Source organism: Kribbella sp. CA-247076 (assembly GCF_050942445.1).
GTDB lineage: Bacteria > Actinomycetota > Actinomycetes > Propionibacteriales > Kribbellaceae > Kribbella.
Window position 1 is genome coordinate 3,344,351 of the sequence record NZ_CP192051.1, and the last position, 16,010, is coordinate 3,360,360.

Consider the following 16,010-nt stretch of genomic DNA (forward strand, 5'->3'; position numbering starts at 1 on the left):
GCCGCCCGTCACTACTTGCCGAGCAGGTTGAGCTTCTCCAGCAGCAGCGTCTGTGCCCGCAGTTGTGCCGACGTGGTAGCCGGGTTGAGCCGGAGCGACTCGGCCTTGGCCATCACGGCTCCGAAGGTGCTGTCCGGGCGCAGGTCCAGGTTGGTGTCGACCCGCGTACCGAGGTCGAACGAGCCGTCCGCGAAGTTCAGCCAGGCTGCCAGCGCCTGCCGGTCGAACTCACGCTTCGGGTTCAGCAACTGGATGTTCAGCACCGCGTGTGCCTTGGCGATGGTCGACACGTCCGTCGCCTCGGAGAACACCGGACTCATGTGCTGCGCCACCTGCAGATAGCAGTTCAGCGTGCTCACCGGCAGGTCGAGCGGCGGCACCCGCGGCCCCGGCCGGGTCTGCAGGAACCAGAGCGGCGCGATCCGGGTCAGGTGCGAGTTCCCGGTGACGATCACCCGGGCGGTGTCCGCACTCGTCCCGCCGTCGTCGTCCCTCGACGCGAATCCGACCTGGTAGCTGCATGCCGACCCGAACACGTGCGACTTGCTGTCCGACACGTCCCGCGGCTGCACGCTCGGGCTGTTCGCCGGATCCGTCCCCGGCGGGTTGACCAGGTAGCCGGTGGTCGTCCCGGTCGACCCGTCACCCCAGTTCCAGGTCAGCGCGAGATCGTCGCTGCCCGGGTCGGTCGACCGTCCCTTGAAGCTCACAGGCTGCCCACGATGAGCGACGTACGTCGGTACGCCGTTGACGACCGGGACACCCGTTTCGTCGATCGCCGCGGTCGGCGCCACGTTCGTAACCTGCAGCGGGAAGGACGCCGTCCCGACCCCGCCGTCGTCGTCGGTCACCGTCGTACCCACGGTGAACGAGCCGTTGTCGCCGTACGCGCGGCTGCCGGTGACGTCACCACGGTCGGCCGGGGCGCCGTCGTTGGTCAGCAGCAGCGAGCCGGCGGACGGTGCGTCGAAGCCCCAGTCGACCTGGGACGAGTACGTGTCACCCCAGCCCGGGTCGACGAACGACGCCTTCGTGGTGAGCGTCGCCCCCTCGGCGATGGTCGTGACCTGAGCCGGGTCGACGGTGACCGCGGGCGCGACGTTGGCGACGGTGAGCGCGAACGTGGTCGTGGCCGTCTCGCCCTTGTCGTCGGTGGCGGTGATCGTGACGGTGCGGCTCTGGGTCGGTCCGTCGTTCGTGCCGAAGGTCCAGGACCACCGGCCCGGGCCAGTGGTCGTCACCGTGCCGCTGGATGCGGACAGGGTGACCGGACGTCCCTCGGGGTCACCGAAGCTGCCGGCGTTGGCGGCCGCGGTTCCCTCGTTGACGGCGACCGTCGGCTGGTCGGCGCCGACGCTCGGCGGGTTGTTGCCTTCCTGCAGCGCCGCGAGCAGGTCGATCCGCGGGGTGGTGACGTTGGTCCCGCCGCTGGCGTAGGTGATGTCCACGCCGGTGTCGCGCAGGTAGCCGAGCAGCGTGGCCGCGGTCGCGGCCGGGTACGCCTGCCGGAGCCCGGCGAGGGCACCGGCCACGTGCGGTGCGGCCATCGACGTCCCTTGGAAGCTCGCGTACGTGTCGTCCGGGATCGAGGACACCACCGACGTCCCCGGGGCGAACAGGTCCAGCATCGCGCCGCGGTTCGAGTAGCCGGCCGGAGTGTCCACGTCGTTGCCGCTGGCATCGGCGTCGATCGCGCCGACGGCGACCGCGGTCGAGACGCAGGCGGGTTCGCCGACGCCGGCCGGGTGGCCTTCGTTCATCGCCGAGATCGTCGTGGTGATGCCGGCCGACAGCAACAGGTCGATCGACGCCTTCGTCGTACTGGTGTCGCAGGCCGTGCTCTGGTTGCTGTCGTCGCCGCCGCTCAGGTTGGCCGCGGCGATCGTGAAGGTGTTCCGCAAGTCGTAGACCCGCTGCATGCCGGCGATGAAGTCGGAGTAGAAGAACCGCACGCACGGCGGTGCGCCGTCACATCCGGTGTTCTGCCGGTGGTAGATCTGGATCGCGATGATGTCCGCGTCCGGCGCGACTCCGTTGCCCGGGTCACCGGTCGCCGCGGCGGTGCTGCCGGCCGCGATCCCGGCGACGTGGCTGCCGTGGGTGCAGATGTTCGCCGTACCGTTCAGGCACTGGGCGGTCTCGGCGTCCGCGGACCCGGTACCGGTCTGGCTGGCGGTGCCGTCCGGGCAGAGTGACGCCTGGTTGGCCGCGTCGCTCACGCTCGAGTAGCACGCCTCGGAGACGATCCGGCCGGCGAAGTACGGGTGGTCGACGTCGATCCCGGTGTCCAGGATCGCGACGGCCTGGTTGTCGCCGTCGAAGCCGAGCGTGTGCACCCGGTCCGCCCGGATGAACGGGATGCTGGAGGCCAGCGACGGCCCGCCGACCTTGTCCTCCTCGATCGCGACCACGTCCGGGTCGGCGGCGAGTTCCTCGAGCGCTTCCTTGTCCGCGTCCAGGGCGAGCAGCGGGAAGGAGCGGTAGCTGCGGTTGATCTCGGTGGTGCCCTCGTCGATGTTGTCGAGCACCCGCTGCTTGGCGCCGAGCTCGTCGACCTTCACGATCACCCGGACCGACCCCTCGTCCTCGGCCTCGGCGATCAGCCGGCGCTCGTTCGGGTCCGGGGTCGGCGAGGCGCCGTACCCGGGTGCGGCGACGCCGAGCGTCGCGAGCGTGACCAGGGCGGCGGCCCCGGCCGTGAACAGACTTCGGATTCTCATCGATTTCCCCCAAATGTGTCTGGCCAGGCCCCACCGCCCGACGACTCATCGTGTCCGGCCGGCTTCAGAAAGCCTTAAAGCCGGATTCCGGAAACCTGAAAGCCGCCGTACGTCACCCAGTGGCCATCTGGATGTCAGCCGCCGCACATCGTTGACGGGAACGGTCGGGCGCATGGAAACCTCCCGTAGATCCGTCCTGAGAGCCGGTCTGGCTTCCACCGCGGCCGTCGCCGGCCTGACCCCCGCCCTCACCACGCCCGCCACCGCCGCGGCCACGCCGGTCCGGCAGAACCCCTTCACCCTCGGCATCGCCAGCGGCGACCCGTGGCCGGACGGGTTCGTGCTGTGGACCCGGCTCGCCGTCGACCCGGTCGCGCCCGACGGTCTCGGCGGCATGCCGAGCCGCGCGTACGCCGTCCAGTGGCAGGTCGCCGCCGACTCCCGGTTCCACCACGTGGTCCGATCCGGGGTCGCGGTCGCCCGGCCGGAGCACGCCCACGCCATCCACGTCACCGTCCAGGGCCTGCGGCCCGGCCGTGAGTACTACTACCGCTTCCGCGCCGAGGGCCACGTGTCCCGCACCGGCCGGACGCTGACCGCCCCGGCCCGGGGCACCATGCCGCGCGAGCTGCAGATGTCGTTCGTCTCGTGCTCGCAGTTCGAGCACGGCTGGTTCACCGCGTACCGGCGGCTCGCCGAGGACCGTCCGGACCTGGTGCTGCACCTGGGCGACTACCAGTACGAGTACACCAAGGGCACGTACGTCGCTCCCGGCGGCAACGTCCGTGACCACGACGGCCCGGAGACCACCGACCTGGCGTCGTACCGGCAGCGGCACGCGCAGTACAAGACCGACCCGGACCTGCAGGCCGCGCACGCGGTCGCGCCCTGGCTGGTGGTCTGGGACGACCACGAGCTCGACAACAACTGGGCCGACGAGGTGCCGGAGAAGCCCGAGGACGGCTTCCTGGCCCGGCGGGCGGCCGCGTTCCAGGCGTACTACGAGAACATGCCGCTGCGGGCCTCGTCGAAGCCGCGCGGGATCGACCTGCAGCTGTTCCGCCGGGTCAAGTGGGGCGAGCTGGCGACCTTCCACATGCTCGACACCCGGCAGTACCGCGACGACCAGGGCTGCGGCGACGGCTACAAGGACTGCCCGGCCGCCGTCGACCCGAAGCGCTCGATCACGGGGGAGCGGCAGGAGAAGTGGCTGATCGACGGCTTCCGCCGGTCCGAGGCCCGCTGGGACATCCTCGGCCAGCAGGTGTTCTTCGCCCAGCGCGACAACAACTCCGGCCCGCTCAAGGTGACGTCGATGGACTCCTGGGACGGGTACGTCGCCTCCCGCGACCGGATCACCCGTGGCTGGGTCGACGCGCGGGTGCGGAATCCCGTCGTCCTGACCGGTGACGTGCACGCGCACTGGGCGTCCGACCTCAAGCTGGACTACGACGACCCGACGTCGCGGACGGTCGGCTCGGAGCTGGTGTGCTCGTCGATCACCAGCGGCGGCGACGGCGCCGACTCGCCGACGGGCTCACACCCGTGGTTCGCCTGGAACCCGCACCTGCGCTTCCAGAACAACCTCCGCGGCTACGTGAACACCACGATCACCCGCGAGTCGATGGTCGCCGACTTCCGCACGGTCCGCGCGGTCCAGTCGAAGGACGCCGAGGTCTTCACCCGGGCCCAGTTCACCATCGAGGACCGCGAGCCCGGCCTCCACCTCACCGCCGACAACCCACCGGCCGCCGCCCGCACGCTGGCCGCCGCCGCCGACGACACGGTGGCCTGGGAGACGGCCCGCCCGTAGTGCCTGAACCGGCGGTGAGCCCAGCGTCCCTGGGCTCACCGCCGGCTTTTCACTCGGCGAGAGCGGCGCGGAGCTTGTCGGCGTACTCGGCTGCCTCGGCGTCGTCGGCGTACTTGGTGCGGGGCCAGAAGAAGCCGCGCAGGCCGTCGCCCTTCGTCCGCGGGACGACGTGCACGTGCAGGTGCGGGACGGACTGCGAGACCACGTTGTTGACGGCAACGAACGAGCCCTGCGCGCCGAACGCCGTACGCACGGCCGCCGCGACCGACCTCGCCGCGCCGAACAGCGGCACGGTCAGCTCGTCCGGCAGCTCGACCAGCGTCGCGACGTGCTCGCGCGGGACGAGCAAGGTGTGCCCCTTGAACACCGGCCGGATGTCGAAGAACCCGACCACCTCCGGGGTGTCGAAGACGATCTGCGCCGGCGTCGTCCCGGCGATGATCGAGCAGAACAGACAGTCCGCCATCAGCCCAGCCTCTCGTCCACGAAGCACCAGCGCCACGTCTCGCCCGGCTCGAAGCTGCGCATCACCGGGTGCTTCGTGGCGGTGTAGTGCTGACTGGCGTGCTTGGCCGGCGACGAGTCGCAGCACCCGACGTGACCGCAGCCGAGACACAGTCGGAGGTGGACCCACGTCCCGCCGTCCGCCAGGCACTCCTCGCACCCGTCCGGCGTGTTCGGCGTCCGGACGACCGGTGCGCTCTCGAGATGCTCGCACACTCCGCCCGCCTGGTGCCGCACGCGCAGGTCCTCCGACCGCCCGCCGACGTCGTCGTCCTCCTCGCGGTCGAGCATCGACTCCTCGACGTCGAGCGCGATCTGGGCACGCTTCAGCACCTCGTCGTCGACCAGCCCTTCGTCCCGCACCTTGAGGATGTGCGCCCGTTCGGCCTCCAGCATCGACATCCGCAACCGCCGGTACGCCTCACTCGGCGTCTCGTACTCGCTCTCGGGCCGGCCGAGCCGCTCCCAGGCGGCCTGCGCCCGCGTCTCACCGCGCTGACGCAGTACGTCGATCACCTCGGGCGGATCGTCCGGAGTCGCGACCACGTCCAGCCGCTCCATCGCGGCCCGGTGCGCCCCTTGCAGTACGGCGGCCTGCTGCAACGCATCCTCCGCCGGATCCGGACCGGGCAGCCGCAGCCGCCGTACGAGCCATGGCAGGGTCGACCCCTGCAGCAGCAGCGTGCCCGCGGTGACGGCCAGCGCGATGAAGACCAGCACCTCGCGATGTGGTGTGTCCTCGGGCAGGGTGAACACCGCCGCCAGCGTGACCACACCGCGCATCCCCGCCCACGACAGCACGATCAGGCTCTGAAAGGAGACCGGCCCCGGCCGGGAGCGCCCGAGGACCCGTCGGGACAGGAGCGTGGTCGGGATGACCCAGATCGGCCGGAGCAGGACGACGGCGACGAACACCGCGAGCGTCGTCACCGCGATCAGCCAGCCCGGCAGCGGGCTCTCGGCGAGGTCGTCGAGGATCCACCGCGTCTGCAGACCGATGAGGAGGAAGACCGTGTTCTCCAGCAGGAACTGGAAGGTCCGCCAGTTGGTCCGCTCCGACATGCGCGACTTGGCCGACTGGATGATCGGCGCCTTGTGGCCGAGCAGTAAGCCGGTGACGACGACGGCCAGTACGCCGGAGGCGTGCACGTAGTGGTTCTCGGCCGCGATGTAGGCGACGAACGGCGCGGTCAGGCTGAGCGTCGTGTCGAGCACCGGGTCGGTGAAACGCCGGCGGATCTTGGCCAGCACGATCGCCACGACCAGCCCGACCAGGACCCCACCACCGGCGGCCCGGAGGAAGTCGAGGCCGACGTCCAGGACGGTCGGGGTGACGGCCGCGGCGGCGATCGCCGTACGCAGACAGACCAGGGCGGTCGCGTCGTTGACCAGGCTCTCGCCCTCGAGGATGGTGACCACGCGGCGGGGGAGACCGACCCGCTTGGCGATCGCGGTCGCGGCGACGGCATCCGGGGGCGCGACCACGGCACCGATCGCGAACGCCGCCCAGAACGGCAGCGGCTCCTGGCCCAGGCCCTCGGCGACCGCGCCGAGTAGCCACCACGCGACCAGCCCGACGCCGAGCGCGGTGAACGCGACCAGGCCGACCGACAGCAGCCCGATCGACCGCCGGTGCTTGGTGAAGTCGACCAGGCTGGTCCGGATCGCGGCGGCGTACAGCAGGGGCGGCAGGAACCCGACCAGGACGACCTCGGGCTCGAGGTGGATCCGCGGGACGAACGGCAGGTACGACGCGGCGATGCCGATGACGACGAGAAGCAGGGGAGCCGAGATCCCGAGCCGCCGGGCGAGTGCGGCCCCGGCCGCGACCACGGCGACGAGGGCCACGACCTCGATCGCGATATGCACGCGCACAGTCTGGCAGCGCCCGGCGGGTTTCCGTGCCTCGGTTCGCCCACGGCTGAGCGTGGTACTGGCCGGGATCTGGTCAGGGTGCCCGCGGTCGTCTAGCGTGTGCGGAGCGAGATCCGCCGAGCACGGGGAGTGACAGAATGCGTCGTCGTACTGCCGCTCTGATCGGTGCTGTTGGTCTGCTCGCCTCCGCGTTGACGGCTCCGGCTCAGGCCGGATCCCCCTCGGCATCTGTGACCGACGCTTGTGTGGCCTCGGTGCCCGAGCCGGGGACGACGACGCCGGTGCGGATCTGCTACTCGCTGTTCAAGCCGGCCGGCGCTTCCGCGTCGCGGACCGTCCCGCTGATCCTGCACAGCCACGGGTGGGGCGGGAGCCGGACCAAGGACCCGGCCGCGTTCACGGCGTGGCTCGACGCGGGCTTCGGCGTACTCAGCTTCGACCAGCGCAGTTTCGGCGAGAGCACCGGCGTCGCCCACGTGATGAACCCGGACTTCGAGGGCCGCGACGTGATCAAGCTCGTCGACCTGGTCGCCGGCCTCGACTGGGTGACGCGGGAGGCGCCCGGGGATCCGCTGATCGGGGCGATCGGCGGGTCGTACGGCGGCGGGTTCCAGTTCGCCGGCGCATTCACCGAGTTGCGCGACTACGGCCGGACCCGCTTCGACGCCCTCGCGCCCGAGGTGACCTGGTGGGACCTGAAGGGCAGCCTCGCACCGGACGAGGCGGCCCGCACGATGTGGCTGTCCTTGCTGTACGCCGGTGGTGGCACCCACCTCCCGCCGTCGGTGTCGGCGGCGTTCGTGACCTTGATCGCGACCGGAGCCTGGCCGCGGGGAAAGGCCGGCCGGGACCTGGATGCGTTCTTCGCTCGCAACGGGCCCGCGTGGCACGTCGAGCAGGGCCGGAAGCTGGACATCCCGGTGCTGTCCGGTCAGGGGATCTCGGACAACCTCTTCAACCTCAACCAGGGTCTCGCGAACTTCGACCGCGCGCTGACCCCGCGTGCCCGGGCGCGCTCGATCTTCGTCGGTTACAACGCGGGCCACATGCTGCCGAGCGTGCTGCCGCCGGGCTGGGCGGTCGCGGGCGACCCGTGCTCGATCGCGCTGGGGTCGCCGACCTTCGCCGACCTCGCTGTCCGGTTCATGCGGTCCCGGCTGCTCGGCTCCGCGACCGGGCTGACCGGTGAAGGCGCCTACCACCTGTCGACCGCGGACGGCCGTTGCCTCACGCAACAGGGTCTGACCGCGAACTCGTCGTACCGGCTCGGCAAGATCGCCACACCCACCGGCGTCGGCCTGCCGGTGCACGTGAAGGTCGCCGCCGGGCCATTGACCGTCGCCGGCGTTCCGCGCGTCGACGCCCGCGTCTACACCGTGCTGCCGGATTCGGGCGTCTTCCTCGCGTTGAGCGTCGGCACGAATCCGCTGACCGCGAAGGTCGTGCAGAACAACACGATGCCGTTGCGCGAGCAGCGCGTGGTGAAAGGGGAGCGGCGGTCGATCGAGCTGCCGGCGATCGCGGTCGACGTACCCGCCGGGAAGAACCTCTATCTCACTGTGAGCCCGGTCGCCGACATGTACGCCGGTCAGCGCGGGCCGTTGCCCGGGGCGCTACTGCTGAAGGACACGACGCTGCGCGTTCACCGCATCCTGTCGAGGTAGGCCTTGTAGACGCTGAGGAACGGCTCCTCGGTCGCGACCTGGGTGACGAGCCGGTCGCACGTCGACCGGGCGGTCTCGATCACGTCGGCGGGATAGGAGTACTTCACCTGGTGCTCGGCGAACTCGTCCTCGTCGTCGACGATGATCGTGCCGTCGCGCTTCTTGATCACGTCCAGGTCGAGGTCCACCATCGTGAACACGTCCTCGCCGAACTCCACCGGCGTGGTGATGTCGCAGTAGATCTCGGTCGACCGAGGCTCGTCGTTGAACAGCGCGGTGAACCACTGGTCCCGAGGGAACAGCTGGACGTGGGCTTGCTGCTGCACGACCTCCGGCTCGTCGCCGCGTTGCGAGACCGACAACGCCGCCGCCCCGAGCCAGACGCCGTACTGGTCCTCGCCGAGGTACCGCATCCACTGATGCCAGTGCAGCGCCTCGTCGTACTTCCGGTAGACGACCCTCACATCCCGCATGCCGCCCAACCTATCCCGGCGACGGTGCCAGGACCGGCCTACTCCGACCGCCGGCCGAGGACGCAGAACTCGTTGCCCTCGGGATCCGCCAGCACGACCCACGACGCCTGTCCACCCTGACCGATGTCGACCCGCTGCGCGCCATGAGCCAGCAACCGAGCCACCTCGGCCTCCTGGTCGTCCGGCCGGAAATCGAGATGCAGCCGGCTCTTGCTCTTCTTGGCCTCCTCGAGCCGGACGAAGTCCAGCCCCGGCATCCGGTCCGGCGCCGGCCGGATCTCGTACTCGTCGTCCGACGAGTACACCACCACCCAGCCGAGCGCCTCGGCCCACCACTGCCCCAAGCGCGCCGGATCCGCCGAGTGAACGATGACCTGCTCCCATTCCAGACTCACGCCCCGACCCTAGCCGCACCGCCCAGTCCAAGCAGTCGATTTACCCCACTGCAACTTCCTGCAATTTCCCCCGCCCCTCTGGCCCCACCCCACCCCGCACCCCACGATGGTCAAGTCACCGCCTCACCACCGGTGAATCCCGCCCTCGTCGGCCAGGGGGGCACCTAGCCGACGAGGGCTTCCCCACGGCATCAACCGACTCACCCAGTCGAAGCCCAACTACGGGCGGCGGGGTGGTGAATGCAGCCCGGCGCTGCAGACGGACAGGAGGTGTCCGACCGTCCGGCCCGTTCGACATCCAGTTCACGCAGGGCCTGGTCGCCAGTGGACGTATACGTCCTGTCGCGCTGCCGCAAGCCCCAGCACGCTCCTAGCCGTGGTCGACTTGAGGTGAGATGGCCGCATCAGCCCAAGGGACGGGGAATGTGAAGGGTTCGCGCACCACTGGCAGTGTACTTGCAGGCGCTGCCACAGCTCTCCCGTGACCTCCCATCGGGCGCGGCGGCGTTCGCCTCACCCCCGGATCACTACGACTTCCGAACTGTTCGCTGCGTCAAGGATCTGGAGCTGAGCAAGGCAGGTCACGCGTCCGGCTGCCGAACTGGGAGGGTGATAGATGGGCTTCTCTGTGTCGTTCGACTCGCCAGTTCCGACCGGTGTGGCTCCGGCGTTCGCGGGGCGGGAGGCGGGAGATGACTACCAAACCCTTGTCGTGGAAGCGTGTAGCGCTCTCGCTGATGCTGGCGGCGGCAAGTTTCACATTGGCGGCTTCGGGAGTGACGAGTGGCCGCTCGATGTCGCCTACGACTTGTCGGCATTCATGGAACAGTTTCCGTTGCTTCTGGCGAGTGTGCGTGAGGGGCGCGAAGTCGAGGTGGATCTTTACTCGCAAGGTATCGAGCGGACTTTGACCTTCCGCCCGAGCGGGGATCTGGTGACGATTCACTGCGAGTCGCGGACCGATTGGGTTCCGAACCCCCAGCGCGAGAGCGTCGCGAGGAGCGAGCTGGTCGCGATGCTCTCGAAAGTGGCCGAGAACTTCGCGGGAGGGTTGAAGGCGATCGATTCCGAACTGTCGCAAGTTCCGCCGTTCGCGCGTTGGCTGGAGGGTGAGATCTAGCCTGCCTACTCGATCCCGCGTGGGGTGGTTTACCGGCTGAGGGTGCGGGTTTGTGCTAGGTAGGGTTTGTAGGCGGTGGTGAAGGGTTCTGTGGTGGTGATGTGGGTGGCTATCCAGGAGCAGGTGGCTTGGGCGGTGGCTACTACCTGGGGTGGGTAGTTGTAGAGGACCTGGTGTGCAACGAACTCGTCTTCGTCCATGACGCGCACGGTGCCGTCGCGGAGGAGGCGGATGTCGAGGTCGAGGTCGACGGTGGTGACGGAGTCGACGCCGAACTCGGCGGGCATGGTGATGTCGCAGTAGATGCGGGTGGCGTGCGGGTCGTCGTTGAAGAGGGCGCTCCACCACTGGCCGCGGGGGAAGAGCCGGACGCGGTGGTGGTCGATCGTGGTCCAGGTGCCGTCGGCGCGCCGGCCGCGGGTGCCGGGGACGGAGCCGACCCACAGGCCGTGCTCGTCCTCGCCGAGGCGGACCGCTTCCACCAGGCGGTGCGGCTGCCCGTCGTACTTGCGGAACAGCGTCCTCACCATCTCCACGCGATTACTCTAGGTGAAGATCGAACAAACCCGGCACCGCCCGCATCCCAGAGTGTGAGATACCACCCAGTCCCCGTGCGAGTTCGGAAACCGGGCGTGGGGTGCATAGACTCAAGCATTCGAGGACGACCCGCGGGAGGAGCTCGATGCGCGTGCTGGAGACGGTCGGAGGGCCGGCGGACCTCAAGAAGCTGACCGGTCAGCAGCTCACCGATCTCGCCGCGGAGATCCGGGATGTGCTGGTCGAGACGGTGTCGCGGACCGGCGGCCACCTGGGTCCGAACCTGGGCATGGTCGAGATCACGCTGGCGATGCACCGGGTGTTCGACTCGCCCCGCGACCGGCTCGTGTTCGACACCGGCCACCAGACGTACGTGCACAAGCTGCTGACCGGCCGCGCGCCGGAGTTCGGCACGCTGCGTCAGCAGGGCGGCCTCAGCGGCTACCCGAGCCAGGCCGAGTCCGAGCACGACCTGGTGGAGAACAGCCACGCCTCGACCGCGCTGTCGTACGCCGACGGTCTGGCCAAGGCGTACAAGCTGCGCAAGGAGGACCGGCACGTCGTCGCCCTGATCGGCGACGGCGGCCTGACCGGCGGCATGGCCTGGGAGGCGCTGAACAACATCGCCGCCGCCAAGGACCTCAAGCTCGTCATCATCGTGAACGACAACGGCCGCTCCTACAGCCCGACCGTCGGCGGCCTGGCGACGCACCTGACCAGCCTGCGCACGAACCCGCGCTACGAGAAGATCCTCGACCTGATCAAGAAGAACCTCGGCCGGACGCCGTACGTCGGCCCGCCGATGTACGAGGTGCTCCACGGCGTAAAGAAGGGCCTGAAGGACATGCTCGCCCCGCAGGGCATGTTCGAGGACCTCGGCCTGAAGTACGTCGGTCCCGTCGACGGCCATGACCGGCAGGCGATGGAGGACGCGCTGCGGAACGCGAAGTCGTTCGGCGGCCCGGTGATCGTGCACGCGGTGACCAAGAAGGGGTTCGGGTACGCCGCCGCCGAGCAGGACGAGGAGGACAACTTCCACCAGATCCGGCCGGCGTACAAGCCGCGCGGCTGGACCGACGTGCTGTCCGACGAGCTGGTCCGGATCGGCCACCGCCGCCCGGACGTGGTCGCGATCACCGCGGCGATGCTGCACCCGACCGGCCTGGCCGCGTTCGCGCAGGAGTTCCCGGACCGGATCTTCGACGTCGGCATCGCCGAGCAGCACGCGGTGACGAGTGCGGCCGGCCTGGCGATGGGCGGCATGCACCCGGTCGTCGGCCTGTACGCGACGTTCCTCAACCGGGCGTTCGACCAACTGCTGATGGATGTCGCGCTGCACAAGTGCGGCGTCACCTTCGTGCTCGACCGCGCCGGGGTCACCGGTGACGACGGCGCGAGCCACAACGGCATGTGGGACATGTCGCTGCTGCAGCTCGTCCCCGGTCTCCGGCTGGCCGCACCGCGCGACGGCAAGCGGCTCGAGGAGCTGCTCAACGAGGCGGTCGACGTCTCCGACGCCCCGACCGTACTGCGGTACGCGAAGGGCGAGGTGTTCCCGGACATCGACGCGATCGAGCGGATCGGCGAGCTGGACGTGCTGGAGCGCAGCGGCGACGACGTCCTGCTGGTCGGCGTGGGCTCGATGGCCGCGACCGCGATGGACGTCGCGCAGCGGCTGGAGGCGCAGGGGTTCGGGGTGACCGTGGTCGACCCGCGCTGGGTGAAGCCGGTCGACCCGAAGCTGGTCGAGCTGGCGGCGAAGGTCAAGTTCGTCGTCACTATCGAGGACAACGGCCGGGCCGGCGGCTGCGGGTCGATGATCTCGCAGGCGCTCCGGGACGCGGGCGTGACTACGCCGGTCCGCGACTTCGGCATCCCGCAGCAGTTCCTGGACCACGCCAAGCGGCCCGCCGTCCTGCAGGAGATCGGGCTGACCGGGCAGGAGCTGGCCCGGGACATCACCGAGCTGATCGCACAGCACTCCGGTGACGCGATCAGCGAGCCCGACCCGGCGAGTGGCCGGCCGGGCGGCGCCTGAGTCGGCCCACCATGACAGGGCCGGGGCGACACTCGGCGCCCCCGAGACGAAAGCACGCCGCCGCCAAGGGCACCCGGATCTGGCCACTGCTGCTGTCCCTGGTCCTCGTCACCGCCGCGGTCGCCGGCGGTCTCGCCCTGCACCGGTCGAGCGACCGGGCGTCCGGCAACGGCCAGGCCCTGCCGAGTACGCCGGACATCGATCTGGCCGCCCGCGCCGCGGCCGTGGACCAGGTGCTCCGCAAGCGCGCCCAGGCGGTGGTCCAGGACGACCGGGCCGCCTTCCTCGCTGACGTCGACCCGGGCAACAATACCCTCGTCGCCCGGCAGCAAACCCTCTTCGCGAACCTGCGCCAGTTCGGGTTCGCCCGGCTCGCCTACGAGCAGCTGAGCCAGCAGTACGACGACGCCGTGACCCGCAAGCACGGCCCGTCGACGTACCTGGTGGCGATCGCGATGACGTACCAGCTGCGCGGGATCGACGTCGTTCCGGTGCGGGCGATGCTCGGCTACACGTTCACCGAGCGGCCGGACGGCCGGTGGATGCTGGTGTCGGACACCGACCTGGACAAGCGGCTGCCGCGCGGCTCGCACCAGGAGGCCTGGGACACCGGCGAGGTCCTGGTCAAACGCGCCGCCCGGGTGCTCGTGGTCGTCGAGAAGGGCGAGGACGAGCTCGCGAACAGCCTGCTCGGCAAGGCGAGCAGCGCGGTCACGGCGGTCACGAAGAGCTGGCCCGGCGGCTGGAACGGCGCCGGCGTGGTGATCGCGCTCGACGACAAGATCGTCCGCGGCGCCGACTACACCGCGCCGAAGAACGCCGAGGACGCGATCGCGATGGCGACCTGGGTCTACCGGACCCTGCCCGGCGAGGTCAGCGGTGCGGGGGAGCGGGCCGACTCGTACGTCGTGGTGAATCCGCGCAACCGGTCGAAGGTCGACGCCCGCACGCTCGCGCACGAGTTCACCCACGTCGCCACCGCCTCGTACGGCGCCTACGCACCCCGCTGGCTGGTCGAGGGCGCGGCGACGTACGTCGAGTTCCTGCCGATGGACGGCGCGGAGAACCTGGCGCTCGGGAAGTACACCCAGGAAGTGCGGACGAAGTACCTCGCGAAGGCGAAGAGCCTGCCCGCGGACGCGGTGTTCTTCCAGACCTCCGACAGCTCGTACCCGCTGTCCTGGCTGGCCGTCGACTACCTCTTCGACCGCTTCGGCGGGACCGAGGTGGGCACGCTCTACCAGGAGCTCGCCGCCCTCGGCTCGACCCAGGCCGCACGCGACCGGATCATGCTCGAGCACCTCGGCCTGACCGAGGCCGACCTCTTCAAGGCCCTGAAGGCGGCAGCGGCCTGACGGCGTGTCGGTGGTGGAATCCGGGGAACCGAGTAGGGTAGCCGGGCTGCAACAGACGGGTACTCGGAGGATCGACCCGACGTGAGTGTGTCCACCCCTGGCGCCGAGCCGCCAGGCGCCCAGGTACCGCCGCACGGCCCTCGCCGCTGGCTGGGGTTGCTGGTGGCGGTCGCGCTGGTCTCCGGTGGGGTCGCATACACCGTTGAAGAGCGGGAACGGGATGCCCGGGCCAGGCCGCCGGCCACGGTGAGTCCGCCCGGCGCGAACCAGGTCACCAAGCCGTCGAAGACCGCCGCCGCGATCGCCGCCCGCCGGCTCGCGATCGACACCATCCTGATCCGTCGTGCCCAGGCGGTGCAGACCGTCGACGAGGCGCTGTTCCTGCAGGACATCGATCCGGCCGACCGGGCGCTGCGGGCCGAGCAGAAGGTGCTGTTCGCCAACCTGGTCGACCTCGGCTTCACCGAGCTCGGCTACAGCCAGGCCGAGGAACGGTTCGACCCGGAGGTGGTCAAGGCCCACGGCCGGACGACGTACCTGGTCCGGATCCTGATGCGGTACCAGATCCCGAAGGTCGACCTGGCGCCGGTCACCACCGAGCTCGGCTACACGTTCGTCAACGTCCGCGGCCGCTGGGTGCTCACCGACGACGACGATCTGGACGAGGACCTCGGCCCCGGTGCGCACCAGGAGGCGTGGGACCTCGGCCGGATCGAGGTACTGCGGGCGCCGCGCGTGCTGGCCGTGGTCGAGAAGGGGGACACCCGGCGCGGCCGGGCCATCGTCGCCGAGGCGACCGAGGCACTGGAACAGGTGACGGCGTACTGGCCGCGGAGGTGGCGGGGGTCGGTCCTCGTGATCGCGCTGGACGAGACCGACGTCCGCGACGCCCGGTTCGCCGACGAGGACATCGAGTCCGCCGCGAGTGCGGGGTCGACGTTCTCGTCGCTGCCCGGTCAGGACACCGCCGACGGCACGGTCGCCGGCGCGTACATCGTGGTCAACCCGAACGAACGCGACCGGGTGGACGAGATCCTGCTGTCGCACGAGATCACCCACGTCGCCACCGCCGACCTCGGCGGCTACGAGCCGCTGTGGCTGGCCGAGGGCGCGGCGGAGTACGTGGCCTGGCGGGGGATCGAGGCGATCAGCGGACCGGGCGAGGTCGGCAAGTGGGAGCAGGAGGTCATCGACGAGGCGCTGCCGGCGCTGGGCGCGCTGCCGAGTGACGCCGGCTTCTACCAGAACAACGCCGACGTGTACGGCGTCAGCTGGCTCGCCGTGCGCTTCCTGGTCCAGCGTCTCGGGCTCGACAAGGTCGCGGAGCTGTACGAGGACATGGCCAGGCACGGGATCGACCAGGCGTCCCGCGACCGGATCCTGTTCAGCCGCAGCGGTCTGACCGAGGCGACGTTGTGGACGTCACTCAAGTCCTATCAGCCGCAACGCTGAGTGGCAGTTTGACCTCGCGGTGTCAGAAGTGCAATCTCGAATGGTTCCGTCCAGTACGAGGAGG

General features: G+C 70.0%; 12 protein-coding genes. 6 read left to right on the plus strand and 6 right to left on the minus strand.

Features of this window, described 5'->3' with window-relative positions; genetic code table 11:
• Positions 1-11: 11 nt before the first annotated feature.
• A complete protein-coding gene (locus ACQPYZ_RS15820) occupies positions 12-2,720 on the minus strand; it encodes a S8 family serine peptidase (RefSeq protein ID WP_433168843.1) in 2,709 nt (902 codons plus the stop codon).
• Positions 2,721-2,892: 172 nt separating this feature from the next.
• Here ACQPYZ_RS15820 and ACQPYZ_RS15825 point away from each other — a divergent pair, with 172 nt between their 5' ends.
• Positions 2,893-4,533: an alkaline phosphatase D family protein gene (locus tag ACQPYZ_RS15825; protein ID WP_433168845.1), complete on the plus strand. Its 1,641-nt coding sequence runs from the start codon at positions 2,893-2,895 to the stop codon at positions 4,531-4,533.
• 49 nt (positions 4,534-4,582) lie between these two features.
• On the opposite strand, the gene ACQPYZ_RS15830 is transcribed toward ACQPYZ_RS15825, so the two are convergent.
• Entirely contained in the window at positions 4,583-4,999 is a 417-nt protein-coding gene (locus ACQPYZ_RS15830) for an HIT family protein (RefSeq protein WP_433168847.1), read from the minus strand.
• Positions 4,999-6,906: a Na+/H+ antiporter gene (locus ACQPYZ_RS15835; RefSeq protein ID WP_433168849.1), complete on the minus strand. Its 1,908-nt coding sequence runs from the start codon at positions 6,904-6,906 to the stop codon at positions 4,999-5,001. Before ACQPYZ_RS15835 ends, ACQPYZ_RS15830 begins: the two co-directional genes overlap by 1 nt.
• A 143-nt stretch (positions 6,907-7,049) precedes the next feature.
• Between ACQPYZ_RS15835 and ACQPYZ_RS15840 the strand changes: the two genes are divergently transcribed.
• Positions 7,050-8,576 (plus strand): CocE/NonD family hydrolase, encoded by a 1,527-nt coding sequence (locus ACQPYZ_RS15840; protein WP_433168851.1) that lies wholly within the window; start codon positions 7,050-7,052, stop codon positions 8,574-8,576.
• Here the strand turns inward: ACQPYZ_RS15840 and ACQPYZ_RS15845 are convergent.
• Entirely contained in the window at positions 8,555-9,049 is a 495-nt protein-coding gene (locus ACQPYZ_RS15845; RefSeq protein WP_433168853.1) for a DUF402 domain-containing protein, read from the minus strand. The genes ACQPYZ_RS15840 and ACQPYZ_RS15845 overlap by 22 nt on opposite strands.
• Before the next feature lie 38 nt (positions 9,050-9,087).
• Entirely contained in the window at positions 9,088-9,444 is a 357-nt protein-coding gene (locus ACQPYZ_RS15850; RefSeq protein WP_433168855.1) for a VOC family protein, read from the minus strand.
• A 616-nt stretch (positions 9,445-10,060) separates the two neighbouring features.
• Here ACQPYZ_RS15850 and ACQPYZ_RS15855 point away from each other — a divergent pair.
• Positions 10,061-10,564 carry a hypothetical protein gene (locus tag ACQPYZ_RS15855; RefSeq protein ID WP_433168857.1) on the plus strand — a complete coding sequence of 168 codons (504 nt, stop codon included), beginning with the start codon at positions 10,061-10,063 and terminating at the stop codon, positions 10,562-10,564.
• A gap of 29 nt (positions 10,565-10,593) precedes the next feature.
• On the opposite strand, the gene ACQPYZ_RS15860 is transcribed toward ACQPYZ_RS15855, so the two are convergent.
• Positions 10,594-11,094 (minus strand): DUF402 domain-containing protein, encoded by a 501-nt coding sequence (locus ACQPYZ_RS15860; protein ID WP_433169694.1) that lies wholly within the window; start codon positions 11,092-11,094, stop codon positions 10,594-10,596.
• 152 nt (positions 11,095-11,246) lie between these two features.
• Between ACQPYZ_RS15860 and dxs the strand changes: the two genes are divergently transcribed.
• From dxs to ACQPYZ_RS15875, 3 genes are all read left to right on the plus strand, one after another.
• Positions 11,247-13,139 carry a 1-deoxy-D-xylulose-5-phosphate synthase gene (dxs, locus tag ACQPYZ_RS15865; RefSeq protein ID WP_433168859.1) on the plus strand — a complete coding sequence of 631 codons (1,893 nt, stop codon included), beginning with the start codon at positions 11,247-11,249 and terminating at the stop codon, positions 13,137-13,139.
• A gap of 11 nt (positions 13,140-13,150) precedes the next feature.
• On the plus strand, positions 13,151-14,494 hold the full coding sequence (locus tag ACQPYZ_RS15870; RefSeq protein WP_433168860.1) for a hypothetical protein: 1,344 nt from the start codon (positions 13,151-13,153) through the stop codon (positions 14,492-14,494).
• An 81-nt stretch (positions 14,495-14,575) separates the two neighbouring features.
• Positions 14,576-15,946 carry a hypothetical protein gene (locus ACQPYZ_RS15875; protein WP_433168862.1) on the plus strand — a complete coding sequence of 457 codons (1,371 nt, stop codon included), beginning with the start codon at positions 14,576-14,578 and terminating at the stop codon, positions 15,944-15,946.
• Positions 15,947-16,010: the final 64 nt, after the last annotated feature.

Excerpts from the sequence above, each read along its gene's own strand:
- ACQPYZ_RS15820 (WP_433168843.1), bottom strand. The coding sequence starts at position 2,720 with ATGAGAATCCGAAGTCTGTTCACGGCCGGGGCCGCCGCCCTGGTCACG.
- ACQPYZ_RS15825 (WP_433168845.1), top strand. The coding sequence starts at position 2,893 with ATGGAAACCTCCCGTAGATCCGTCCTGAGAGCCGGTCTGGCTTCCACC.
- ACQPYZ_RS15830 (WP_433168847.1), bottom strand. The coding sequence starts at position 4,999 with ATGGCGGACTGTCTGTTCTGCTCGATCATCGCCGGGACGACGCCGGCG.
- ACQPYZ_RS15840 (WP_433168851.1), top strand. The coding sequence starts at position 7,050 with ATGCGTCGTCGTACTGCCGCTCTGATCGGTGCTGTTGGTCTGCTCGCC.
- ACQPYZ_RS15845 (WP_433168853.1), bottom strand. The coding sequence starts at position 9,049 with ATGCGGGATGTGAGGGTCGTCTACCGGAAGTACGACGAGGCGCTGCAC.
- ACQPYZ_RS15855 (WP_433168857.1), top strand. The coding sequence starts at position 10,061 with ATGGGCTTCTCTGTGTCGTTCGACTCGCCAGTTCCGACCGGTGTGGCT.
- ACQPYZ_RS15860 (WP_433169694.1), bottom strand. The coding sequence starts at position 11,094 with ATGGTGAGGACGCTGTTCCGCAAGTACGACGGGCAGCCGCACCGCCTG.
- dxs (WP_433168859.1), top strand. The coding sequence starts at position 11,247 with ATGCGCGTGCTGGAGACGGTCGGAGGGCCGGCGGACCTCAAGAAGCTG.
- ACQPYZ_RS15870 (WP_433168860.1), top strand. The coding sequence starts at position 13,151 with ATGACAGGGCCGGGGCGACACTCGGCGCCCCCGAGACGAAAGCACGCC.